This is a genomic window from Hyphococcus sp. (genome assembly GCF_965267305.1).
GTDB lineage: Bacteria > Pseudomonadota > Alphaproteobacteria > Caulobacterales > Parvularculaceae > Hyphococcus.
Genome location: NZ_OZ253945.1, coordinates 688,752 through 709,693, shown reverse-complemented (window position 1 = coordinate 709,693; position 20,942 = coordinate 688,752). Strand labels below are relative to the sequence as shown.

The window sequence follows — 20,942 nt, the reverse complement described above, 5'->3', positions numbered from 1 at the left end:
GTTAAGGCCGGACGAAAGGATCGGCATTGTCGGACTTGTTTCAATCAGCCGGACTTGAGAAAGACGCGCCGCGTCCGCTTGCGGATCGGCTGCGCCCGGCGACGCTCGCCGAGGTCGTGGGGCAGGATCACCTGCTGGCGAAAGGCGCGCCGCTGCGGCGCATGCTCGATGCGGGACGGCTTTCCTCGCTGGTTCTTTGGGGGCCGCCCGGCGTCGGCAAGACGACGATTGCGCGCCTCCTCGCCAAGGATGCACAACTCGAATTCGAGCAGATTTCTGCGATCTTCTCCGGCGTCGCGGATTTGCGCAAAGTCTTCGAACGCGCCAAGGCGCGGCGCACGGCGGGGAAGGGGACGCTCCTCTTCGTTGACGAGATTCACCGCTTCAACAAGGCGCAGCAGGACAGTTTCTTGCCCCATGTGGAATCCGGCGTCATCACGCTTGTGGGCGCGACGACGGAGAATCCGTCTTTCGAACTCAACGCGGCGCTTCTTTCGCGGGCGCAGGTCTTCACGCTCAACCGTCTCGACGACGCGGCGCTCGAACTCCTTTTGAAGCGTGCCGAAAAAGAAGAAGGCCGCGATCTTCCGTTAACCGAGGATGCGCGCGCGCTTCTGCGTAATATGGCGGACGGGGACGGGCGGTTTGTCCTTAATCTCGCCGAGGAAATATTCGCTGAACCCGAAGGCCGAAAAGCCATCGAGCCGAAAGAGCTCGGTGAGATCGTCCAGCGCCGGGCGCCGGTCTACGACAAGAGCGATGAATCCCATTACAACCTCGCGAGCGCGCTGCAGAAATCCATTCGCGGCTCCGACGTTGACGCGGCGTTATACTGGGCGGCGCGCATGGTGGTCGGCGGCGAAGACCCGAAATTCATCTTTCGGCGGCTCATCGTCGTCGCCTCAGAGGACGTCGGCAACGCCGACCCGCAGGCGCTGCCCCTCGCTATTGCCGCGAAGGAAGCCTACGAATTTCTGGGGCAGCCTGAAGGCGAAATCGCCCTCGGCCAGCTTGTGACTTATCTCGCGACCGCGCCGAAATCCAACCGCGCCTATGTCGCGTTTCACAACGCCAAGGCCGCGGCGAAGGAGACAGGCTCGCTGATGCCGCCCATGCACGCGGTCAATGCGCCCACGAAGCTCATGAAACAGCTCGGCTATCACAAGGGCTATGAATACGACCACGATGCTGAAGGCGGCTTTGCGGGATTGAATTACTTTCCCGATGCGATGGAGCGCCGGAAGTTTTACCAACCCTCGCAATATGGCTTCGACAAGGAAATCGCCAAGCGCGTGGAATACTGGGACCGCAAAAGGCGGGAGAAGCCTGAGTCCTGATGGAAGCCTTGCAATCCTTGATGGCCGCCGCCGGCGGCGGGAAGCCGGTCATTGGCGGCGTTGTCTTTGTTCTTCTTTTCGTGGGCGAGCGCCTCGCCGCCGCGGCGCCACGGCCGCAGATCAGGCACAGGCTGATCCACAATCTCGGCCTCTGGGCGATCGTGCTCATCCTGTCGCCGCTGATCATCGCGCCGCTGACGGCCTACGGCGCCAATCAACTTATATGGGAGCGGCCCGAAGCCTTGCGCGCCGGCGCGCTCGTTCTTGTCGCCGACATCATTCTGCTCGATCTGTGGACCTATTGGATGCATCGCGCCTGGCATCGCGCGCCAATAATGTGGCGGTTTCACAAGGTGCATCATTTCGACGAGTTTTTGGATACGACCAGCGCCTTCCGCTTTCACGCCGGCGAAGTGATGGTTTCGGCCTTGCTGCGCCTCATCCCCATCACGCTGCTGGCGATCCCGTTCGCTCATGTCATTATCTTCGAGACCGTGTTCATCTGCGCGGTGATGTTCCATCACTCCAATCTGCACCTCCCGGCTGCGTTCGAGCGGGCGCTGTCGCGGGTCTTCGTGACGCCGTCGATCCACTGGGTGCATCACCACGCCATCATGCGCGATACTCATTCCAACTATGCCGCGATCTTCAGCCTCTGGGATCCGCTCTTCGCCTCCCGCAGCGCCACGGCCCGCACGCCGGCGATGAAAATCGGCCTCGAATCCGTTGAAGATAAACCGCTTTTGCGGCTAATCCTGACGCCGTTTATGAGGAAAGCTTAATGGGCGGACATATCTGGCTGGCGGTTGCAGCGGGCGGCGCCCTGGGCGCCATGGCGCGCCATGGGGTCTCGCGCGCGGCGCTGCATCTTCTGGGGCCGAATTTTCCCTGGGGGACCCTCGCGGCCAATGTCGCGGGCTCCTTCGCCATGGGGCTTTTCATTGTCTGGCTCGCCCACCGCGAACCGGCGAGCCCCGCCTTGCGGGCGTTCCTGACGGTGGGGCTCCTTGGCGCCTTCACCACTTTTTCGACGTTCTCGCTCGATGTGGTGACGCTTTACCGCGACCGGACGGTGATGATTGCGGGAGCCTATCTTCTCGCCTCAGTCATTTTATCCGTATGCGCCCTTTTGGGCGGGTTAGCCCTTGGACGGCAATTCACATGAGCGGCGTTCAGACACGAAAAGTCAAAGCCGGCGAGGAGGGCATGCGCCTCGATCGCTGGTTCAAGACGAATTTCCCGCAGGTCCGCCATGGCGAGCTTGAGAAATTCCTACGCAAAGGCCAGGTGCGTGTTGCGGGCGGGCGGGTCAAGGCGAACCGGCGTCTCGAAGCGGGTGAGGAAATCCGCATTCCGCCGCTCTCCGACGCCCCCGCGGAAAGAAAACCGCGCCAACCGAATAAGGCGGACGCCGAAGCGGTGCGCAGGCTCATCATCTTTGAAGACGACGAAATCATCGCGCTCAACAAACCTTTCGGGCTCGCGGTGCAAGGCGGTTCCAAAACCAGCGAACATCTCGACGGCATGCTGGCCTCGCTCGAGAAAAACGGCGAGCGCCCGCGCCTCGTTCATCGCCTCGACAAGGACACAGGCGGCCTGATGATCGTTGCGAAGACCCGCCAGGCGGCGCAGCGCCTGGGCGACGCGTTCAAGGGACATGGGGTCGACAAGACCTATTGGGCGCTTGTCGCCGGCGTTCCGCGTCCCCATGAAGGAACAATCAACCTTCCCATCGCCAAGAAGATGATCCGCGTGAACGACGGAGAGGAAGAACGCGTCGTTCCGGCGGACGGCGAGGACGCCAAAAAAGCAATCACCGATTATCAGCTCATGGAGGAGGCGGGGACGGTGTCGTTTCTCGCCATGCGGCCCGTCACCGGCCGCACGCACCAGCTTCGCGTGCACGCCGCAGCGATGGGTTGCCCCATTGTGGGCGACGGAAAATATGGCGGCCCCGGCGCGAAGATCGAAGGCGTCTCGCCGAAGCTTCAACTCTTCTGCCGCTCCATGAGTTTCCCGCATCCAAAAACCGGACGGAAGATGACGCTGAGCGCGCCGTTGCACGGCCACATGCTCGACACCTGGAAGTTCTTTTCCTTCGATCAGAAGGCCAAAGCCGAATGGCCGGAGGATCTCCGCTGATGAGCGAAACCGTCCGTGCAAAGAGGTTTTACAAGGACGTCTCTGTGGTCCCTCACGAATGCCGCTATGCGATTGCGCTCGACGGGCGCAAGGCGAAAACCATAGGCCGCAACATTCTATCTGCGCCGACGGAAGCGGTAGCGCAAGCCGTCGCCGCTGAATGGGCCGGGCAGGGCGAGCATATCGACCGTGCGACCATGCCCATGACCGGCATTCTCTCCGCCGCCATCGATGGGGGCGATGAGGATGCGGACGCATGGCGCGAGGAAATCGTCAAATATCTCGGTTCCGATCTCGTCTGCTATCGCGCCGGAGAGCCTCAGGCGCTTTGCGACCGGCAGGCCTCGTGCTGGGACCGGTATGTCGACTTCATGCGCGCCGAGTTCGGCGCCATCCTCGTGACCACGACCGGCGTCATCGCCGTACCGCAGGCGGATGCGTCGGCGGCGGCGGCGCGGGCTGCACTGAAAAAAGTCACGCCCGAGACTCTGTTCGCACTACAGATCGCGACTGCCATCGCAGGCTCCGCCGTGCTCGCGCTGGCGCTCTGGAAAGGCTTTGACACGCCAGAGGCGATTTTTGAGGCCTCGCGTATCGACGAACGGTTTCAGGAAGAACGCTGGGGCGTCGACGATGAAGCGAAAGCGCGCGAGGAAAGGCTGAAAGCCGATTTCCTAACTGTGGCGCGCTTCCTGTCGCTGCTCGACCGGTAATTACATGTCCAGCGTTTCGCCGCGATTGAGCGCGCGGAACCGCATCAGCTCGTCGCCTTTCAGGACGCTGTCCTTGTCGGCGTCCATGGAGTCGAAGTCGAGCAGATATTCGCGGATGTAATCCTGCAGGCTCATGGCTTCCGAGGCGCCGGCCATGAAGGCGAACTTTTCGCGCGCATAGGCTTCGGTCTGCATTTCGGCGACAGACGGATCGAGCTCTTCAAGAAAAGCGTCATACTGGCGCTGGCGCGCGATCTCGTCGGTTGGGGCGTCGGCCTTGCGTGCGTCGTTTTTGCGCCAGCTGTTGACCAGTCTCGCAAACTCTTCAGCGGTCATGGCGTCGTTGCGGTCAAGATCGGCGACGACGAAATCGAGCTTGGCTTCCTCGAAGGCTTCTGTTCGCGTCAGGGCCTCGCCATCAAAGGAAGCTTTCAGACGTTCCAGCGTCGTCCGCCCGGCTTCCGTTTCGCGATAAGGCATGTCGCGCGAATAGGTGACCGTGCGCTTTTCGGTTTCGACAACTTCGCCGTTGATGGTCCGTTTCAGGGTGAAGGTCTGCTGCAATTGCTGGCTTGAATTGAGGCTGTCGGCCATCTCGTCCGGGTTGACTTCGACTGTTTCGTCTTCCGTCATTGCGGCTTCGCCTTCGCTCATGATCGTGTCGTCAACGGGCATGGGGGCGGCTTCCGGCATCTCCGACGGTCGCGAATTGTCCTGAGCATATGCAGGAAATGCGATCATGCTAACGCTTGTTAAAAGCGCGAAAAGCGGCGATTTCATCACGGTGAACCCCTCTTTGCAGAACTTGACCCAATCTAACACGTCAGAATGTAAAATGTCCGCAAATACAGCGGCTTTTTCCATAAAATTGGAAATTAAATCGCTTTAAGGCGCACCAGCGCCGCCCCCGCGTCAATCACCGCCTCGCGCGCCGGGCGGAAGGAAACGCCGGCGAGATCGGTGACATAAGCGGTCTCGGCCATTGGCTTCACGCCGAGATCGGGGAGCACCGATGCGATGCTGCGGTCGAAGATCGCCATGAAATGCACGAGAGCGTCAGGCAAACTGGCTGTCGGGATTTTCTTTGCATGATCGGGAAAAGCCTCGCGCAGGATAACGGCGATTTCTTTCAGCGACAACGTATCCGCCGCGGCGATGAGGCGACGCCCGCCAGTCTGAGGGTTTTCCAGCGCCGCCACATGCAGCGCCGCGACATCGCGGACATCGACAATAGGATAGGATGCGTTCGGCAACGCCGGATAGGCGCCCTTCATCATCAGTTTGACGAGATCGACGGACGCGCCGATGTCGTCGTCGAGCGGCGGCCCGAGAACCAGGCCGGGATTGATCGTGGTTAGACGGTGTTTGAAGCCGCCGATGACGGCCGCGTCCCAGGCCGCTTGTTCGGCGGCGGTCTTGGAGACGATGTAAGGCGTGCAGAGTTTCCAGTCTTCATCGGTCCAGTCGCTTTCACTCATCGTGAATTCAGCTGGACGACCGGCGCGATACATCACCGCCGCCACGGACGATGTCATAACGATATGCGCGGCTTTTTTCGCCGCATTCAAAACTTTAAGCGAGCCATCCCGCGCAGCCGGAACCAGCGCGTAGCGGTCGCGCGGCTGCGCGATTGGAAAGGGCGATGCAATATGAAGAACGCCGTCGCAGCCCCTTGCCGCTTCGTCCCAGCGTTCGTCCGATGACAGATCGGCGGCGGCGAAGGAAAGGCGCGCCACGTCCGCGCCTGCTTCCTCAAGGGATTTCTTGACTTGAACCGCCTTGTTCAGCGCACGGATGGTGCCGCGCACTTCATAGCCTTTGTTCAGTAGCTGAAGCGCGGCGTGTTTTGCGATAAAGCCGCTGACGCCTGTGACGAGGACTTTGTCCGCCATGGCCCGCCTGCCTTCCGGGAATCAGTCGCCCCGCCAACTATTTCACCATGAGGGCGGGGCTGCGTCGAGCGTCGGCCCGAAAATCTCGTGAAAGGCGGCTTTGAGAGCGTCGTCGGCGTCGTCCATGCTCACCGGCAGGCCGAGATCGACGAGGCTCGTCACGCCAAAGCCCGGGTCCCTGACGCCGCAAGGAGTGATGCCGGTGAAGTGGGAGAGATCGGGTTCGACATTGAGCGCAATGCCGTGAAAGCTCACCCATTTGCGGACGCGGACGCCAATGGCGGCGATCTTGTCTTCCCGCAACGGTCCCCCGGGTTCGGTCCGGTCGACCCAGACGCCGACGCGAGCCTCGCGGCGTTCGCCCGTCACATTGAAGGCGGAAAGCGTTTCGATGATCCACTGTTCGAGACCGTACACAAAGCTGCGGATGTCTTTTCCGCGCTTTTCGAGATCGAGCATCACATAGGCCACCCGCTGGCCCGGCCCGTGATAGGTATATTGTCCGCCCCGGGAGGATTTAAAGACAGGAAAGCGGTCAGCGTTGAGAAGGTCTTGGCTCTTGGCGCTGGTGCCGCCGGTGTAGAGCGGATCATGTTCGAGCAGCCAGACAAGCTCTGAGGCGCCCCCGTTGCGGATGGCGGCTGCGCGGGCCTCCATGAAATTAACGGCCGCGTCATAGGAAACGCGTCCCGGCGACACAGCCCATTCGACGGGCGTGTCGCAAAACAATTTCGCGACATTGCCGGCGTTTGGCGCGGAAAGGCGGTCCGAAGCCATGAAGCTGAGATGCTCCCAAAGAACGACAGGGCGGATATGCGCCGCGCAGCCTTCAAGAACAAGGGCGGACGGTCTTCAGGTTTTCGGGAGTTCCCATGAGGGAGAATGGTGCGGTCGAGAAGACTCGAACTTCCACGGGTTGCCCCACAGCGACCTCAACGCTGCGCGTCTACCAATTCCGCCACGACCGCACGCCGCGCCGCAGAGCAAAGCTCTACAGGACTATTGGTTACCGACGGCCTTTGGAACCGTCAGCGAGGAGCGGGGGACATAGCAAAAGCCATCGGGCCTCACAAGACCAAATCGGGCCCAAATCGAGACTGGCGGCCAGCGTCGCAGGCTGAGATGCGGCCGGTCGCGCCACAGCCCTAAAACGCCCTAAAACCATGGGGATTCCCGGTTAACGCCCGACATGGCGCGGAAGCTGCAGCAGGGCCGCCCATGGAAGCAGGCCGCATCATCCTCGCCGGGATTTCCTTCGCTGTCGCCGGGCTTGGTGCCGCCTGGGACGTCGTCGTCGTGCGGCCCGTCCCGTGCGCCGCCGAAAAAACCTATCTCCTCGCCGGCGCCAGCGCCGCCATCATCCGTGTGGAAGCTGACGCCGTTTCGGAAACCGACGGCGTCATCGTCTATCGCGAGCAATCCCGAGGCTGGGCGAGCCGCCGCCTGCTCGGCCGTTTCGATCTCCGCGTCGATGACGCCGGAGCGACCATCATCAACTCAGGTGAATTTTGCAGGGGGTCCCAATGAAAATGCTGGGCTTCATGATCGCTTTGACGCTCGTTTACTGGGTTATGGCGAGTTACGCGCAATCCCTCGTTCGCATCGCCGAGCCGTGCCCGTCCGCTGTGGAGTTCGCCGCTGCGTCGGCTGCCGACGCGAACCCTGGCGCCGGGGCGCGGGAGACCGTCGTCCGGCTGCAGGCCCGCTGGTCGCAAACGGATGCTTATGAGACGACGGACGCCGCCGACCCCGCGAGCTGCGCCGGTTAAGCAGCCGGGGTTTCCCCTGCGCCGGAAAACCGACTAGAAGGCTCCGCGAAGTTTGACCTTGCGGACCCCCATGCGCCTTTCCCGTTTTTATCTGCCCCTTTTGAAAGAAACCCCCGCGGACGCCCAGATCGTCTCGCACCGGCTTATGCTGCGCGCCGGCATGATCCGCCAGCAGGGGGCGGGGATTTACGCCTGGCTGCCGCTTGGCTTCCGGGTGCTCAAAAAAATCGAGCAGATCGTCCGCGAGGAGCAGGACCGCGCCGGCGCCGTCGAAATGCTGATGCCGACCATCCAGCCTGCTGATCTCTGGCGCGAGAGCGGGCGCTATGACGCCTATGGCAAGGAGATGCTGCGCATCACCGACCGCGCTGATCGCGAGATGCTGTACGGGCCCACCAATGAAGAGATGATCACGGAGATCTTCCGCGCCGGCACGCGATCCTACAAGGACCTGCCGAAGATGCTCTATCACATTCAGTGGAAGTTCCGCGACGAAATCCGTCCGCGTTTCGGCGTCATGCGCGGCCGCGAATTTCTGATGAAGGACTGCTACTCTTTCGACATCGACGAAGCGGGCGCGCGCAGAAGCTACAACAAGATGTTCGTCGCCTATCTGCGCACCTTCGCGCGGATGGGGCTGAAGTCGATCCCCATGCGCGCCGACACCGGCCCGATCGGCGGCGATCTTTCTCATGAGTTCATCGTGCTGGCGGATACCGGCGAGAGCGCCGTCTTCTGCGACAAAGGACTTGTCGACATGGATGTGCCCGCAAAGGACATTGATTTCGACGGCGACCTCCAGCCGGTGATCGATCAGTTCACGTCGCTTTACGCCGCGACGGATGAGATGCATGACGATGCTGAGTTCACCTCGAAAGTGGCCGAAGACAGCCGCGTGTCTGCACGCGGCATCGAGGTCGGGCATATTTTCTTCTTCGGCGAGAAATATTCAAAGCCCATGAAAGCCGCCGTGGCGGGGCCGGACGGCGCCGACATCAACATCCAGATGGGTTCTTACGGTGTCGGCGTCTCGCGCCTTCTTGGCGCCATCATCGAGGCCTATCACGACGACGCCGGCTGCAAGTGGCCGGTTTCGGTCGCGCCCTATCATGTGGGGCTCATCAATATGCGCAGCGGCGATGAGGCCTGCGATGCGGCCTGCGAAAAGATCTACGCAGAGCTCGAAGCGGCGGGCGTTGAAGTGCTTTACGACGAGACGTCGGCGCGCGGCGGCGAGAAATTCGCGCGCATGGACCTTATCGGTCTGCCGTACCAGATCACCATCGGGCCGCGCGGGCTCGAGGCTGGCGAGGCGGAAGTAAAAGACCGCCATACGGGCGAAAAAACCAATCTGGCGATCACGTCTGTGAGCGCAGAGATTGCGAAAAAGGTCAAAGCGGCGCTTGATTACGCTTGATGGGCGGAGCCGGAAAGCGAGTAACGGAATCAGATGACGGCGGCATCGGCGAAAACCAAGCCCTTTTCCTATTTCGAATGGATGGTGGCGCGGCGTTATCTCGGCGCCACGCGCTCCGGCAAGGGCGTGTCGCTCATTTCCATGATCGCCTTTGGCGGCATCATGCTCGCCGTCGCGGCGCTGATCAGCGTGATGTCGATCATGCAGGGCTTCCGCCTGACCTTGCTCGACCAGTTGCTCGGCACCAATGGTCACGCCCATGTGGAGAGCCGAGAGGGGCCGATCAGCGATTACGAGGACATTGCCGCACAGCTTGCCGCCATTACGGGCGTCACCGAAGCGACGCCGCTCATCGAGCAGCCTGTCTTTGCGAGCGCGAATGGCGAAACCGGCATGGTGATCCGCGGCGTCACGCGCGAGGACATTCTCGGCAATGACTACATTACCGGCGCCGATCATATCGTTGACGGATCAGCTGCGAATTTTGGGCTGGGCGAAAAGGGCGGCAATGAAATTCTGCTCGGCAGCCGCGTCGCCTCGCAGCTTGGCGTTCGCGCCGGCGACAAGGTGCGGCTGTTGACGGGGCAGGGCGCGGAAACCGCTTTCGGCCGCACGCCACGCAGCAAAGTCTATACGGTCGGCGCGATCTTTCATGTGGGCAATGCGGAATATGACGCCATTTACGGCTTCATGCCGCTGGAGCAGGCGCAGCTTTTCTTCAGCTATGGCGACGCAGTGCAGAACATAGAAGTGAAGGTCGCCGATCCCGAAAGGATCAAAGACTACCGCGAGCGCCTGATGAGCGCAGCGCCGCAGCTTTACGTCATCGACTGGCAGCAGCGCTTTCAGGGCTATTTCAACGCGCTTCAGGTGGAACGCTTCGCCATGCGGCTGGTGCTGTTCCTCATCATCATTGTCGCGACGTTGAACATCATCACCGGGCTCATCATGCTGGTTAAGGACAAGACCGGCGACATCGCCGTCTTGCGCACCATGGGCGCGACGCAAGGGGCCGTGTTGCGCATCTTCCTTTTGTCCGGCGCCCTGATTGGCGTTCTCGGAACCATCGCCGGGATCGTTCTCGGCTCGCTCTTTATCCTCAATATCGACGCCATCGAGAACGGCCTTTCGGCGATGCTTGGCACCGACCTCTTCCCTGCGGAGGTCTACTATCTCGACGGCGTCCCGGCGAAGCTGGAGCTTCGCGAGGTTGCGCTGATCGCGGGTTTCACCCTCTTCATGTCTCTGATCACGACGCTTTACCCCGCGTCCCGCGCCGCGCGTCTCGATCCGGTGGAGGCGCTGCGCTATGAGTGAGCCCGTCCTCCGTCTTGAAAATGTCGCGCGCCGTTACGGCGACCTCGTCGTTGTCGAACAGATCCATCTGTCCTTAAGCCCCGGCGAAACCGCAGCGCTCCTCGGCCCTTCGGGCTCGGGCAAGTCCTCGCTGCTGCATATAGCGGGCCTCCTCGAAGCCGCGTCAGAGGGCGAGGTTCACATCATGGGCCGCGCTACCTCGAAACTGAACGACTCGGAAAGGACGCGCATTCGCCGCGCGACTCTCGGCTTCGTCTATCAGTTCCATCACCTGCTTCCGGAATTCACTGCGCTCGGCAATGTCGCCCTGCCGCAACTGATTGCCGGCGTGAAAAAGAAGAATGCGGAAGAAGAGGCGGCGCGGCTTTTGACGCTTATGGGGCTTGGCGAGCGCCTGCATCACCAGCCGGGCCAGCTTTCCGGCGGCGAACAGCAGCGGACGGCCATCGCCCGCGCCCTCGCCAACAATCCGAAGATCCTGCTGGCGGACGAACCCACCGGCAATCTCGATCCGAAAACATCGGACGTTGTCTTCGACGCGCTATTGAATCTCGTGCGTAAGGAAGGGCTTGCAGCGCTGATCGCAACCCATGACCAGCGCCTCGCAAAACGCATGGACCGGGTCTTCGTTATCCGCGACCAGCGGCTTGTCGAAGTGAAAAAGGAAATGGCCCAGACTTGAGCTTTCAAGCTCTCTGAATTGTCATCTGGCGAACATTGGTCGTGCCGGCGCGGAAGCCCGCCTCGCAATAGGCGAGATAGAACCGCCACAGCTTCTCGAACCGTTCATCAAACCCCATGGTGCGGATGTCGCCCCAGGCGGCGAGGAAACGGTCGCTCCATTCATGCAAGGTTCGGGCGTAATCCTCGCCGAAATCCTGAATCTCTTTCAGTTTCAGCCCCGCCTGATCGGTGAGATTTGAGAGCGCCGCATTGCTCGGCAGGATGCCGCCGGGAAAGACGTAGCGCTGGATGAAATCCGTATTCTTTAGATAGTTGTCAAAAAAGCGATCGGCGATGGTAATGATTTGCAGTCCCGCCAGGCCGCCGGGCTTCAACACGTCGCGCACCTTGTTGAAATAATCGTTCCAGTATTCCTTGCCCACCGCCTCGAACATTTCGATGGACGCGACCTTGTCATAGGCGCCGGTTTCGTCACGGTAGTCCTGGAGCTTGAACTCGACCTTGTCGGAGAGTCCCGCACGCTCAATGCGCTTGCGCGCATAGTCGAGTTGAGACGGCGAGAGCGTCAGGCCGGTGACGCGGGCCCCGTATTGGCCGGCGGCGTATTCCGCAAAACCGCCCCAGCCCGACCCGATTTCCAGCACATGATCGCCGGGCTTGAGGTCGATCATTCTGGCGAGGCTTTCATATTTGTTGAGCTGCGCCGCCTCGAGACTGTTGGTCAGCGGCGAAAACCGCGCCGACGAATAGGTCATGCTCGGGTCGAGCCACTTTTCATAAAAGCTATTGCCGAGATCGTAATGGGCGACGATGTTGCGTTTCGCGCCAGCCTTCGTGTTCTTCTCAAACGCTCGGCGGATATTCTGCACCCAGTCGACAAAGGGCAGGCCGGAAAAAACGCGCTGCACATGATCGGCGTTGCGCGCGAAGATATAGAGACAGGCGGCGAGGTCCGGCGTGTCCCAGTCGCCGTCGGCGAAGCTCTCAAAAAAGCCGATATCGCCGCCGAAGACAGCACGCCGCGCGAAACGGTAACGATGGACCAGAATGACGCCTTTGGCGTCTTTTTCATCTTTGCCTTCGATCGTCAGGCGGCGTCCGTCAGGGAGTTCGAACTCCAGCGTCCCATATTGAATATGCGACGTAATCTTCAAAATCTGGCGGAAGAAGAAAGGCAGGCCGCTTGTGTCCAAAACCGGCGGTTTGGTAGCGCTTCCCGCAGTGCTTTCATGCGCTGACATAGTTTCAAGACCCTTTCGCAGCGAAACGGTTCCCGCAGCCGGTCAAAAACTCATGCGCGCTTTCTACTTTCTTATTTTTTCGTACCCGTCGAGCGCGCGCTGACGCGCTGCAGCATGATCTAATATGGGTTCCGGATAGGATTTTCCAAGCTTGACGCCCGCCTTGTCAAGAACGTCTTGCGGCGCCTTCCATGGCGCGTGGATATGCTTTGCGGGCATATCCTTCAGCTCAGGGACGAATTCACGGACATAATTCCCGTCCGGATCGAATTTCTCGCCCTGCGTCACCGGGTTGAAAATGCGGAAATAGGGAGCTGCATCGGCGCCGCAGCCCGCAACCCACTGCCAGCTTGCGGAGTTGTTGGCGAGATCGGCGTCGACCAGCGTGTCCCAGAACCATGCCTCGCCATCTCGCCAGTGCAGCAAAAGATCCTTGATGAGAAAACTGGCGACGATCATGCGCACGCGGTTGTGCATCCAGCCGGTGCGCCAGAGCTGGCGCATGCCCGCGTCGACAATGGGGTAGCCGGTAAGCCCTTTCTTCCATGCGTCGAGGCCTTTTTTGTCCGTGCGCCAGGGATACTCGCTAAATTCCTCGCGCAAGGGTTTTTCCGGCAGGTCCTTGTTGTGAAACAGGAGGTTGTAGGAGAATTCCCGCCAGGCGAGCTCCGACAAGTACTTGTCGCCGGCGCTGTCGTTGATTGCGCCGTCCGACATTTTTGCGTGCGTCGCCTGCCAGATCGTCAAAGGGCTGATTTCGCCGAAGGCGAGATGCGGCGACAGGCGCGACGTAAAATCCTTGTCCGGACGATCGCGGCCCGCTTTGTAATCGTCGATTGTTTCATTCAGGAAATCGCGCAGGCGTTGGCGCGCGCCCGCTTCGCCCGGCGTCCAGACGTCTTCAAACTCTTTCGCCCAGTTTGGCTTTGTCGGCAGCAGGTCCCAGTCCGTGAGCTTGTCGCCTTTCGGGAAGGAGTTTGGCGTTTCGATCTTGCGGGGTTTTGCTTCCGTATCAGCGCGGGCGGGCTTCGCCTGCTTCAGCGCTTTCCAGAAGGGCGTGAAGACCTTGTAATAGCCGCCGGAGCCGGTCTTGAGCTCCCATGGCTCGCGCAACAGATTTCCGTTGAAGGTTTCGATATTGACGCCGTTATCGCAGAGATCGCTTTTAAGCGTCTTGTCGATTTCAAGATGGGCCTGATGGTATCGCCGGTTCCAGAAGACATGGGCGGCGTTCGTTTCTTCAACCATCGCGGGAATGAGTTTCGCGGCTTCGCCCCGCCTCAGGACCAGTTTGGATCCCAGCGTCTCGAGATCGGCGGAGAGGGAGGCAAGGCTGTGATGCAGCCACCATAGGGATGCAGCCCCCGGCGCGTGATCGACGCTTTCATCGAGAATATAGACCGGAATGACCGGCGCGCCGGTTTTTCGCGCCGCAGCAAGCGCCGGATTGTCGTCAAGACGAAGGTCGTGGCGCAGCCAGACAAGGGCAGGGCCGTCAGAGGCGGGAGAGTCAGACATTCAGCAAAATCAGTCCCAAATTTCAGTCTTGTGCTGGACCCGGCGGCGTTCTGCCGGTAGCTTTGTTACTTAGTCACGGGGGTGACGCGAGGGATTGCGGCTTTCAGGTTGCGTGCAAGGGGTGTTTTCATGGGTGTTGCGGATTTTTCCAACGGTTTTCTGATCGTCCAGGCGGGCGTTCTGCTGGTGACAATACTGGCGCTTGTGGGTTCCATGATGTTCGCCAAGCGCGCCGTCAAGGCCGCCTCTTTCATGCGTGAAGCCCAGAAAGAGACGCAGGCGCTTTACGGATCCATCGACCGCCAGATGCAGACCATGCAGATGATGAGCGACGAATTGCGGCGCATGGCCGACGATGTCGCGCAGCGCCACGATGAGCTTTCCGCAGGATTTAAGGCGGAGACTATTCCTCCTGTCATCGCCGGCGACGGTTCTGCTGCGCCTGAGGATGCGCCCGCGCATCAAGAGCTTGCCTCTGAAGATCTTGGGGACGCAGAAAAGAAACCCAGCGCGCTCTTCCGCAGCCTTTTGCGCCGCCGCTAAACCACGCCAATCGACAGACAGTCATGGACGTGAACGAGGCCCACGGGCTTTTCGTTTTCGATAACGAAAAGCGCGGTGATCTTGTTCTTGCTCATATAGGCGAGAATGTCGCCGGCGAGGGTTTCCGGATAGGCCGTACGCGGATTTTTCGTCATCACCTCGGCTGCGGTTTTCGATTGCGCGCCGTTTGTGAAGTGGCGGCGGATGTCGCCGTCGGTGATGATGCCTTTCAGCAAACCTTTGTCATCGACGATGCCGGCGCAGCCGAAGCCGCCGGCCGAGATAATCGCAACGACCTCGGTCATGGGCGCATCAAGACCTGCAAGCGGCAGCTTCTCAGGTCCGTGCATGAGGTCGCGCGCTTTGCGGAGCGCAGCGCCAAGCTTGCCGCCCGGGTGAAAGCCCTGAAAGTCGCTCGCAGAAAAGCCGCGCGCTCTGAGGAGCGCCACTGCAAGCGCATCGCCGAGCGCCATCATCATCGTTGTGGATGTCGTCGGCGCGAAGGTTTCGCCACAGGCTTCCTCGATGTCGGGCAGGATGAGATCGATCTGCGATGACTTCGACAAAGCCGAGCCGGCGACGCTCGTGATCGCCACCACGGGGATGGAAAACCGCGCAGTATAGGCGAGGAGATCGCCGAGCTCTGCCGTCTCGCCAGACTTCGACAGGGCCAGCACGACGTCGTCTTTCGAGATCATGCCGAGATCGCCATGGCTCGCCTCGGCCGGATGGACGAAGAGGGCGGGCGTTCCGGTTGAGGAGAAGGTCGCAGCAATCTTGCGCGCCACATGCCCGGATTTGCCCATGCCGGTGACGACCACGCGGCCTTTCGCCTTGTGAATGAGATCGACGGCTGCGGCGAAATCCGATCCGAGACTGGATTTCAGGGTCTCAAGTCCCTTGATTTCAAGGGCGAGCACATTCCGGGCGATGTCGAGCGAATGGGACATGAAGGTTTGATACCACAGAAACTTGCGCCCTTATGCGGGGCGGTTCATGAAACCTCTCGCCGGAATCGCTATCGAGAGGCAAGGGAAGGAACATTCATGGCTATCGACAAGGCCGTCGAGATCAGCCCCAACGTCGTCACCGGCAACACGCTGCCGCTGACGGTTTTCGCCGGGCCCTGCGCCATGGAGAGCCGGACCCATGCCCTTGAATGCGCGGCCGCCCTGAAAGAGATCGCCGGCCGGCTCAAAATTGGGCTCGTTTACAAGTCCTCTTTCGACAAGGCGAACCGGACCAGCGCCGGCTCCGCCCGCGGCGTTGGGCTGAAAGAGGCGCTGCCTGTCTTCGCCGAAATCCGCGAGGTGACGGGGCTTCCCGTGGTGACGGACGTCCATGAGGCGGCCCAATGCGCGGCCGTGGCCGAGGCCGTCGACGTTCTCCAGATCCCCGCCTTTCTCTGCCGCCAGACGGATTTGCTGGTCGCGGCCGCGAAAACCGGCCGCGTCGTCAAGGTGAAGAAGGGCCAGTTCCTCGCTCCCTGGGACATGAAAAACGTCGTCGCCAAGGTCCGCGAGGCGGGCAATGACCGGGTGCTGGTTACGGAGCGGGGGGCGAGCTTCGGTTACAATACGCTCGTCAGCGACTTCCGCAGCCTGCCCATCATGGCGCGGGAGACCGGCTGTCCGGTCGTTTATGACATCACCCATTCGGTCCAGACCCCGGGCGGGGCGGGGACCACCTCGGGCGGCCAGCGCGAGTTCGCCCCGACCTTGGCCCGGGCGGCTGTCGCCGTCGGGGTCGCCGCCGTCTTCGCGGAGACACATCCTGACCCTGACAGCGCCCTTTCCGACGGTCCTAATATGATACCCCTCGGCCAGTTTGAGGCCTTCCTGAGGGACCTCCAGGCCCTCGACAGGCTGGCCAAGGCCCGGCCCTCCTTGCATGGCTACGCGGGCTAAGCGCCGGGCGAAAAGGTGGTTACCGGTTTTTCGCAAAACCGGCGCGCTTTAAATAGCCAAAAACCGCTGAAAAGCGCCATTTTCGGCCCCTCAGCGCCTTGCGCCATGGGGAAAGAAGGCGTATAGCGCGCGCCATCTCACACGCGGCGTGATCCTTAAGTGGTCCGGCGGCTTTCGAGCTACCCGGACTTTCAGCGCGCCGCGGCGGTAAAACTTAAAGGAGACTAACCAATGGCGCTGCCAGAATTTTCCATGCGCCAGCTGCTCGAAGCTGGCGTGCATTTCGGACACCAAACTCACCGTTGGAACCCGAAGATGAAGTCTTACATCTTCGGCGATCGCAACGGCATTCATATTCTCGATCTGTCGCAGACGGTTCCGCTGCTTCACCAGGCTCTGGTGAAAGTGCGCGACGTCGTCTCGGGCGGCGGCCGCGTTCTTTTTGTCGGCACCAAGCGTCAGGCCCAGGGCCCGGTCGCGGAAGCCGCGAAACGCTGCGCGCAATATTACATGAACGTGCGCTGGCTCGGCGGCACACTGACCAACTGGGAAACGATCTCCAATTCCATCCGCCGTCTGAAGGAAATGGAAGAGCGTCTCGCGGGCGGCGCCACGGGCCTCACCAAAAAAGAACAGATGATGCTCGGCCGCGAACGCGACCGTCTCGAAGCCTCGCTCGGCGGCATCCGCGAAATGGGCGGTCTGCCGGACCTGATGTTCGTCATCGACGTCAAGAAGGAAGCGATCGCCATTCAGGAAGCCAAGAAGCTCGGCATCCCGGTAATCGCCGTCGTCGACACCAATTGCGATCCGGACAACATTGACTATGTGATCCCGGGCAATGACGACGCCTCGCGCGCGATCTCTCTCTATTGCAACCTCGTTGCGGATGCGGTGATTGACGGTCTTGGCGAAAGCCAGGCGGCGCTCGGCATCGATCTCGGCGAAATGGAAGACGTTCCGGCCGAACCCGCGCTCTCCGAAGAGCCGCAGGCCGAAGCCGCCAGCGCCTGACGCATTTGCTGACCAATTATGGCGGCATGCGGGCGCGGAAGACCTTCCGGCCCGCCTGTCGCCTTATGGTCATAAAACCCGATTAAAGCGCCCTTAAAGGGCGGACGACTGAAACGTAAAGGAGAAGACAATGTCTGGCATTACCGCTGCGACCGTGAAGCAACTTCGCGAGATGACCGGCGCCGGCATGATGGACTGCAAAACCGCTTTGCAGGAAACCAATGGCGACATGGAAGCCGCCGTCGACTGGCTGCGCAAGAAAGGTCTTGCGAAAGCCGCGAAAAAAGCCGGCCGCACCGCAAGCGAAGGCCTAGTCGCCATCGCCGTGGAGCCCAATGCGAAAGGCGCGACCGGCGTCGTCGTTGAAGTGAACTCCGAAACCGACTTCGTGGCGCGCAATGAGGTGTTCCAGAAGATGGTGCGCGACATCGCCAATACGGCGATCGGCGTCGCAGGCGATCTCGAAAAGCTCCGTGCGGAAACCTATCCGGGCGCAGGCAAGTCCGTTGATGAGCATGTCGCGGAAATGGTCGGCCAGATCGGCGAGAATATCGGCCTGCGCCGCGCCGCCGGCATCGTCGTCGAGGAAGGCGTAGTCGCGCACTATGTCCATGGTCCGGTGACCGACGGCGCGGGCAAGATCGGGGTTCTCGTCGGCCTGAAATCCTCGGGCGACAAAGCCAAGCTCGAAGCGCTCGGCAAGCAGATCGCGATGCATGTCGCGGCGGCGCGTCCGCTGTCCGCCAAGGTGGAGGAGCTCGATCCCGCGGTGGTCGCCCGTGAAAAAGAAGTTCTCGCCGAACAGGCCCGCGCTTCCGGCAAGCCGGAAAACATCATCGAGAAGATGGTGGAAGGCCGCCTCCGGAAATTCTACGAGGAATCGGTCCTGCTTGAGCAGATTTTCGTCATCGACGGCGAGACTCCGGTCCGCAAGGTCATCGAGAACGCCGCCAAGGGCGCAGGCGCGCCGGTCGAACTGGTCGGGTTCATCCGCCTCGAATTGGGCGAAGGCGTCGAGAAAAGCGACGACGAAGACTAAACTTCGTGAATAACTTTGGCGGGCACGTTTGACGCCCGCGCGCAAAAGCTCCAAAAGCGCCGCGGGGGAAGGGTCCTCCGCGGCGTTTTTACTGGGATCGGCGGCCTCCAAGGGGCTGCCATTCGCCGCCGACGCGGCCTAGGGTGGCGCCGCCTTCCCATGCGGCCGGAGTAGAGGAACCACAATCTATGTCTCAGTCTTCCGCCCAGACGTCTTCAGGCAAGAAACTGCGCTATCGCCGGGTGCTTTTGAAAATCAGCGGCGAAGCGCTGATGGGCAAAGGCCAGTACGGCATCGACAATGACACGGTGAAACGCATCGCCGCCGAAGTGAAAGACGCCAAGGAGCTGGGCGTCGAGCTGTGCCTGGTGATCGGCGGCGGCAACATCTTCCGGGGCGTATCGACCGCCGCGCAAGGCATGGAGCGTGCGAGCGCCGACTATATGGGCATGCTGGCGACGGTGATGAACGCGCTCGCCGTGCAGAACGCCCTCGAAAGCATCGGGGTCTATACGCGGGTCCTCTCCGCAATCGAGATGACCGCGATCTGCGAGCCCTATATCCGCCGCCGGGCGCTGCGCCACATGGAAAAGGGGCGGATTGTCATTTTCGCCGCCGGGACGGGCAATCCGTTTTTCACCACCGACACCGCCGCCGCGCTGCGGGCCGCCGAAATGGGCTGCGACGCGCTCTTGAAAGGCACGCAGGTCGACGGCGTTTACTCCGCCGATCCGAAAAAAGACCCGAAGGCCGAGCGCTTCGACCATCTGAGCTACCACGAGGTCCTGATGCGCGATCTAAAGGTCATGGACCAGGCGGCCATTTCGCTCACCCGGGAGAGCGGCATTCCGATTGTGGTGTTCCCGATTGGCGAGCGCGGAGGCATCGTTGGCGCGCTCACCGGCGAGGGCGCGTCTACCGTCATCAGCGACGAGAAGCCATAATCCGGACAAGACAGAACCCGAATTTCAACGTAAAATCAGTTGATAAGAAAAAAAGGAGCAGGACGACATGGCCGACATCAAGGAACTGCGCAAACGCATGGAAGGCGCGCTGGCGTCCCTGAAAGCGGAATTTTCAGGGCTTCGGACCGGCCGGGCCAACGCCCAGCTTGTGGAGCCGATCGACGTCGACGCCTATGGCTCGAAAATGCCCATGACCCAGGTCGGCACGATCACCGTGCCCGAGCCGCGGATGATCACCATCAATGTGTGGGACAAGTCGCTGGTGGGCGCGGTGGAGAAAGCCATCCGCGAGGCGGGCATCGGCGTCAACCCGGTGGTTGACGGCCAGAACGTCCGCATCCCCATTCCTCCGTTGACGGAGGAACGCAGGAAGGAGCTCGCCAAGGTCGCGGCGAAATATGCGGAACAAGCGAAGGTCGCAATCCGTAATGTGCGCCGCGAAGGCATGGAGGCAGTGAAGTCCGCCGAAGGCGGCGAGGATCAGCAGAAGAAGCTTTCCGAGGAAGTGCAGAAGCTGACCGACGAAATGGTCAAAAAGGTGGATGACGCTTACGAGACCAAAGAAGCGGAGATCATGCAGGTCTGAGGACTGGCTGAAGGACGGGAACAGAGAATTGAGTGAATACCGTCATCATAAGGTATCCATAACCGGATTAAGCGCGGGCCCGCGCGGAGCCGCCCGGTGAGCGCCGCGCCCGCGACCTCTCCCGGCCCGGCCGAAAGCGGCGGCGCATCTGCGCCGAAACATGTCGCCATCATCATGGATGGCAATGGCCGCTGGGCGAAGGCGCGGGGACTCGCCCGCACAGAAGGCCATAAGGCCGGCGTTGAAGCCGCGCGCCGCGCGGTGGAGGCGGCTCGCGATCTTGGGCTTGAATGTCTGACTCTCTATTCTTTCTCGACCGAAAACTGGCGCCGCCCGGCGGGAGAAGTGCGCGATCTCATGGGGCTTTTGCGCCAGTTTATCGTCGACGATCTGCCGAAGCTGAAAAAGGAAGGCTGCAAGGTTGTCATCATCGGCGACCGCGACAATCTTTCCATGGATTTGAAGGCGCTGGTGAAACGCGCCGAAAGCGAAACAAAAGACAACGCCAAGTTCACCTTGCAGATCGCCTTTAATTACGGCGGGCGGGACGAGATCGTGCGTGCGGCGCGCAGTCTGGCGGAAGCGGTGAAGTCCGGCGCCCTCAAGCCTGAAGACATCACAGAAAAGTCTTTCGAGGCTTGCCTTGATACGAAAAACATTCCGGACCCGGATCTTGTCATCCGCACCAGCGGCGAAAAACGCATTTCCAATTATCTGCTCTGGCAGGCGGCCTATGCGGAATATGTTTTCCTCGATGTCCTGTGGCCGGACTTCAACAAAGAGGTGTTTGCCGGCGCGATTGAAGAATATTACCGCCGCGAGCGCCGTTATGGCGGCGTCGGCGGGAATTGACGCCGG

General features: G+C 61.0%; 23 protein-coding genes and 1 tRNA gene. 17 read left to right on the top strand and 7 right to left on the bottom strand.

Features of this window, described 5'->3' with window-relative positions:
- The first annotated feature begins 26 nt into the window (after positions 1-26).
- From ACQY5P_RS03365 to ACQY5P_RS03345, 5 genes are read left to right on the top strand one after another with little or no spacing between them, the layout of a single operon-like run.
- Positions 27-1,337 (top strand): replication-associated recombination protein A, encoded by a 1,311-nt coding sequence (locus ACQY5P_RS03365; RefSeq protein WP_428409433.1) that lies wholly within the window; start codon positions 27-29, stop codon positions 1,335-1,337.
- The gene (locus ACQY5P_RS03360; RefSeq protein WP_428409432.1) at positions 1,337-2,119 is read left to right on the top strand and encodes a sterol desaturase family protein; all 783 of its coding nucleotides are present in this window, start codon (positions 1,337-1,339) and stop codon (positions 2,117-2,119) included. The genes ACQY5P_RS03365 and ACQY5P_RS03360 overlap by 1 nt, the downstream gene beginning before the upstream one ends.
- Positions 2,119-2,502, top strand: a complete 384-nt coding sequence (crcB, locus tag ACQY5P_RS03355; protein ID WP_428409431.1) for a fluoride efflux transporter CrcB — start codon at positions 2,119-2,121, stop codon at positions 2,500-2,502. Before ACQY5P_RS03360 ends, crcB begins: the two co-directional genes overlap by 1 nt.
- Entirely contained in the window at positions 2,499-3,479 is a 981-nt protein-coding gene (locus ACQY5P_RS03350) for an RluA family pseudouridine synthase (protein ID WP_428409430.1), read from the top strand. Before crcB ends, ACQY5P_RS03350 begins: the two co-directional genes overlap by 4 nt.
- On the top strand, positions 3,479-4,192 hold the full coding sequence (locus ACQY5P_RS03345) for an ATP12 family chaperone protein (protein WP_428409429.1): 714 nt from the start codon (positions 3,479-3,481) through the stop codon (positions 4,190-4,192). The genes ACQY5P_RS03350 and ACQY5P_RS03345 overlap by 1 nt, the downstream gene beginning before the upstream one ends.
- Here ACQY5P_RS03345 and ACQY5P_RS03340 read toward each other — a convergent pair whose 3' ends face one another.
- From ACQY5P_RS03340 to ACQY5P_RS03325, 4 genes are all read right to left on the bottom strand, one after another.
- The gene (locus ACQY5P_RS03340; protein WP_428409428.1) at positions 4,193-4,933 is read right to left on the bottom strand and encodes a hypothetical protein; all 741 of its coding nucleotides are present in this window, start codon (positions 4,931-4,933) and stop codon (positions 4,193-4,195) included.
- Positions 4,934-5,067: 134 nt separating this feature from the next.
- Entirely contained in the window at positions 5,068-6,084 is a 1,017-nt protein-coding gene (locus ACQY5P_RS03335) for an NAD-dependent epimerase/dehydratase family protein (protein WP_428409427.1), read from the bottom strand.
- A 42-nt stretch (positions 6,085-6,126) separates the two neighbouring features.
- A complete protein-coding gene (gene lipB / locus ACQY5P_RS03330; RefSeq protein ID WP_428409426.1) occupies positions 6,127-6,861 on the bottom strand; it encodes a lipoyl(octanoyl) transferase LipB in 735 nt (244 codons plus the stop codon).
- 106 nt (positions 6,862-6,967) lie between these two features.
- A tRNA-Leu gene (locus tag ACQY5P_RS03325) sits at positions 6,968-7,052 on the bottom strand.
- Between the two features lie 250 nt (positions 7,053-7,302).
- Between ACQY5P_RS03325 and ACQY5P_RS03320 the strand changes: the two genes are divergently transcribed.
- The 5 genes from ACQY5P_RS03320 to ACQY5P_RS03300 all read left to right on the top strand — a co-directional run bounded on the left by ACQY5P_RS03320 (position 7,303) and on the right by ACQY5P_RS03300 (position 11,269).
- Positions 7,303-7,611, top strand: a complete 309-nt coding sequence (locus ACQY5P_RS03320) for a hypothetical protein (RefSeq protein ID WP_428409425.1) — start codon at positions 7,303-7,305, stop codon at positions 7,609-7,611.
- Positions 7,608-7,853 (top strand): hypothetical protein, encoded by a 246-nt coding sequence (locus tag ACQY5P_RS03315; protein WP_428409424.1) that lies wholly within the window; start codon positions 7,608-7,610, stop codon positions 7,851-7,853. Before ACQY5P_RS03320 ends, ACQY5P_RS03315 begins: the two co-directional genes overlap by 4 nt.
- Before the next feature lie 70 nt (positions 7,854-7,923).
- Positions 7,924-9,270, top strand: a complete 1,347-nt coding sequence (gene proS / locus ACQY5P_RS03310) for a proline--tRNA ligase (protein WP_428409423.1) — start codon at positions 7,924-7,926, stop codon at positions 9,268-9,270.
- 33 nt (positions 9,271-9,303) lie between these two features.
- A complete protein-coding gene (locus ACQY5P_RS03305; RefSeq protein ID WP_428409422.1) occupies positions 9,304-10,587 on the top strand; it encodes a lipoprotein-releasing ABC transporter permease subunit in 1,284 nt (427 codons plus the stop codon).
- Positions 10,580-11,269 carry an ABC transporter ATP-binding protein gene (locus ACQY5P_RS03300; protein WP_428409421.1) on the top strand — a complete coding sequence of 230 codons (690 nt, stop codon included), beginning with the start codon at positions 10,580-10,582 and terminating at the stop codon, positions 11,267-11,269. Before ACQY5P_RS03305 ends, ACQY5P_RS03300 begins: the two co-directional genes overlap by 8 nt.
- Positions 11,270-11,273: 4 nt before the next feature.
- Here ACQY5P_RS03300 and ACQY5P_RS03295 read toward each other — a convergent pair whose 3' ends face one another.
- Both ACQY5P_RS03295 and ACQY5P_RS03290 read right to left on the bottom strand, forming a co-directional pair.
- Positions 11,274-12,512, bottom strand: coding sequence for a class I SAM-dependent methyltransferase (locus ACQY5P_RS03295; protein ID WP_428409420.1), 1,239 nt, complete (start codon positions 12,510-12,512; stop codon positions 11,274-11,276).
- Between the two features lie 63 nt (positions 12,513-12,575).
- Positions 12,576-14,030, bottom strand: a complete 1,455-nt coding sequence (locus ACQY5P_RS03290; RefSeq protein ID WP_428409419.1) for a cryptochrome/photolyase family protein — start codon at positions 14,028-14,030, stop codon at positions 12,576-12,578.
- A 129-nt stretch (positions 14,031-14,159) separates the two neighbouring features.
- Between ACQY5P_RS03290 and ACQY5P_RS03285 the strand changes: the two genes are divergently transcribed.
- Positions 14,160-14,573, top strand: coding sequence for a hypothetical protein (locus tag ACQY5P_RS03285; RefSeq protein WP_428409418.1), 414 nt, complete (start codon positions 14,160-14,162; stop codon positions 14,571-14,573).
- On the opposite strand, the gene ACQY5P_RS03280 is transcribed toward ACQY5P_RS03285, so the two are convergent.
- A complete protein-coding gene (locus ACQY5P_RS03280) occupies positions 14,570-15,523 on the bottom strand; it encodes a KpsF/GutQ family sugar-phosphate isomerase (RefSeq protein ID WP_428409417.1) in 954 nt (317 codons plus the stop codon). The two genes, ACQY5P_RS03285 and ACQY5P_RS03280, sit on opposite strands and share 4 nt — an antisense overlap.
- Before the next feature lie 96 nt (positions 15,524-15,619).
- On the opposite strand from ACQY5P_RS03280, the gene kdsA reads away from it, so the two are divergent.
- The 6 genes from kdsA (at position 15,620) to ACQY5P_RS03250 (ending at position 20,936) form a co-directional block, all read left to right on the top strand.
- Entirely contained in the window at positions 15,620-16,480 is an 861-nt protein-coding gene (gene kdsA / locus ACQY5P_RS03275) for a 3-deoxy-8-phosphooctulonate synthase (RefSeq protein WP_428409416.1), read from the top strand.
- Between the two features lie 231 nt (positions 16,481-16,711).
- Positions 16,712-17,494: a 30S ribosomal protein S2 gene (rpsB, locus tag ACQY5P_RS03270; protein WP_428409415.1), complete on the top strand. Its 783-nt coding sequence runs from the start codon at positions 16,712-16,714 to the stop codon at positions 17,492-17,494.
- Positions 17,495-17,624: 130 nt separating this feature from the next.
- Complete coding sequence (gene tsf / locus ACQY5P_RS03265) at positions 17,625-18,533, top strand: translation elongation factor Ts (protein WP_428409414.1); 909 nt, start codon at positions 17,625-17,627, stop codon at positions 18,531-18,533.
- Between the two features lie 188 nt (positions 18,534-18,721).
- Positions 18,722-19,477 (top strand): UMP kinase, encoded by a 756-nt coding sequence (gene pyrH, locus ACQY5P_RS03260; protein WP_428409413.1) that lies wholly within the window; start codon positions 18,722-18,724, stop codon positions 19,475-19,477.
- Positions 19,478-19,544: 67 nt separating this feature from the next.
- Entirely contained in the window at positions 19,545-20,084 is a 540-nt protein-coding gene (gene frr, locus ACQY5P_RS03255; protein WP_428409412.1) for a ribosome recycling factor, read from the top strand.
- A gap of 96 nt (positions 20,085-20,180) precedes the next feature.
- On the top strand, positions 20,181-20,936 hold the full coding sequence (locus tag ACQY5P_RS03250; RefSeq protein ID WP_428409411.1) for an isoprenyl transferase: 756 nt from the start codon (positions 20,181-20,183) through the stop codon (positions 20,934-20,936).
- Positions 20,937-20,942 lie beyond the last annotated feature (6 nt).

Coding starts and splice junctions, on each gene's coding strand:
- ACQY5P_RS03360 (WP_428409432.1), top strand. CDS start 1,337: ATGGAAGCCTTGCAATCCTTGATGGCCGCCGCCGGCGGCGGGAAGCCG.
- crcB (WP_428409431.1), top strand. CDS start 2,119: ATGGGCGGACATATCTGGCTGGCGGTTGCAGCGGGCGGCGCCCTGGGC.
- ACQY5P_RS03350 (WP_428409430.1), top strand. CDS start 2,499: ATGAGCGGCGTTCAGACACGAAAAGTCAAAGCCGGCGAGGAGGGCATG.
- ACQY5P_RS03345 (WP_428409429.1), top strand. CDS start 3,479: ATGAGCGAAACCGTCCGTGCAAAGAGGTTTTACAAGGACGTCTCTGTG.
- ACQY5P_RS03340 (WP_428409428.1), bottom strand. CDS start 4,933: ATGATCGCATTTCCTGCATATGCTCAGGACAATTCGCGACCGTCGGAG.
- ACQY5P_RS03335 (WP_428409427.1), bottom strand. CDS start 6,084: ATGGCGGACAAAGTCCTCGTCACAGGCGTCAGCGGCTTTATCGCAAAA.
- lipB (WP_428409426.1), bottom strand. CDS start 6,861: ATGGCTTCGGACCGCCTTTCCGCGCCAAACGCCGGCAATGTCGCGAAA.
- ACQY5P_RS03320 (WP_428409425.1), top strand. CDS start 7,303: ATGGAAGCAGGCCGCATCATCCTCGCCGGGATTTCCTTCGCTGTCGCC.
- ACQY5P_RS03315 (WP_428409424.1), top strand. CDS start 7,608: ATGAAAATGCTGGGCTTCATGATCGCTTTGACGCTCGTTTACTGGGTT.
- proS (WP_428409423.1), top strand. CDS start 7,924: ATGCGCCTTTCCCGTTTTTATCTGCCCCTTTTGAAAGAAACCCCCGCG.
- ACQY5P_RS03305 (WP_428409422.1), top strand. CDS start 9,304: ATGACGGCGGCATCGGCGAAAACCAAGCCCTTTTCCTATTTCGAATGG.
- ACQY5P_RS03300 (WP_428409421.1), top strand. CDS start 10,580: ATGAGTGAGCCCGTCCTCCGTCTTGAAAATGTCGCGCGCCGTTACGGC.
- ACQY5P_RS03295 (WP_428409420.1), bottom strand. CDS start 12,512: ATGTCAGCGCATGAAAGCACTGCGGGAAGCGCTACCAAACCGCCGGTT.
- ACQY5P_RS03290 (WP_428409419.1), bottom strand. CDS start 14,030: ATGTCTGACTCTCCCGCCTCTGACGGCCCTGCCCTTGTCTGGCTGCGC.
- ACQY5P_RS03285 (WP_428409418.1), top strand. CDS start 14,160: ATGGGTGTTGCGGATTTTTCCAACGGTTTTCTGATCGTCCAGGCGGGC.
- ACQY5P_RS03280 (WP_428409417.1), bottom strand. CDS start 15,523: ATGTCCCATTCGCTCGACATCGCCCGGAATGTGCTCGCCCTTGAAATC.
- kdsA (WP_428409416.1), top strand. CDS start 15,620: ATGGCTATCGACAAGGCCGTCGAGATCAGCCCCAACGTCGTCACCGGC.
- rpsB (WP_428409415.1), top strand. CDS start 16,712: ATGGCGCTGCCAGAATTTTCCATGCGCCAGCTGCTCGAAGCTGGCGTG.
- tsf (WP_428409414.1), top strand. CDS start 17,625: ATGTCTGGCATTACCGCTGCGACCGTGAAGCAACTTCGCGAGATGACC.
- pyrH (WP_428409413.1), top strand. CDS start 18,722: ATGTCTCAGTCTTCCGCCCAGACGTCTTCAGGCAAGAAACTGCGCTAT.
- frr (WP_428409412.1), top strand. CDS start 19,545: ATGGCCGACATCAAGGAACTGCGCAAACGCATGGAAGGCGCGCTGGCG.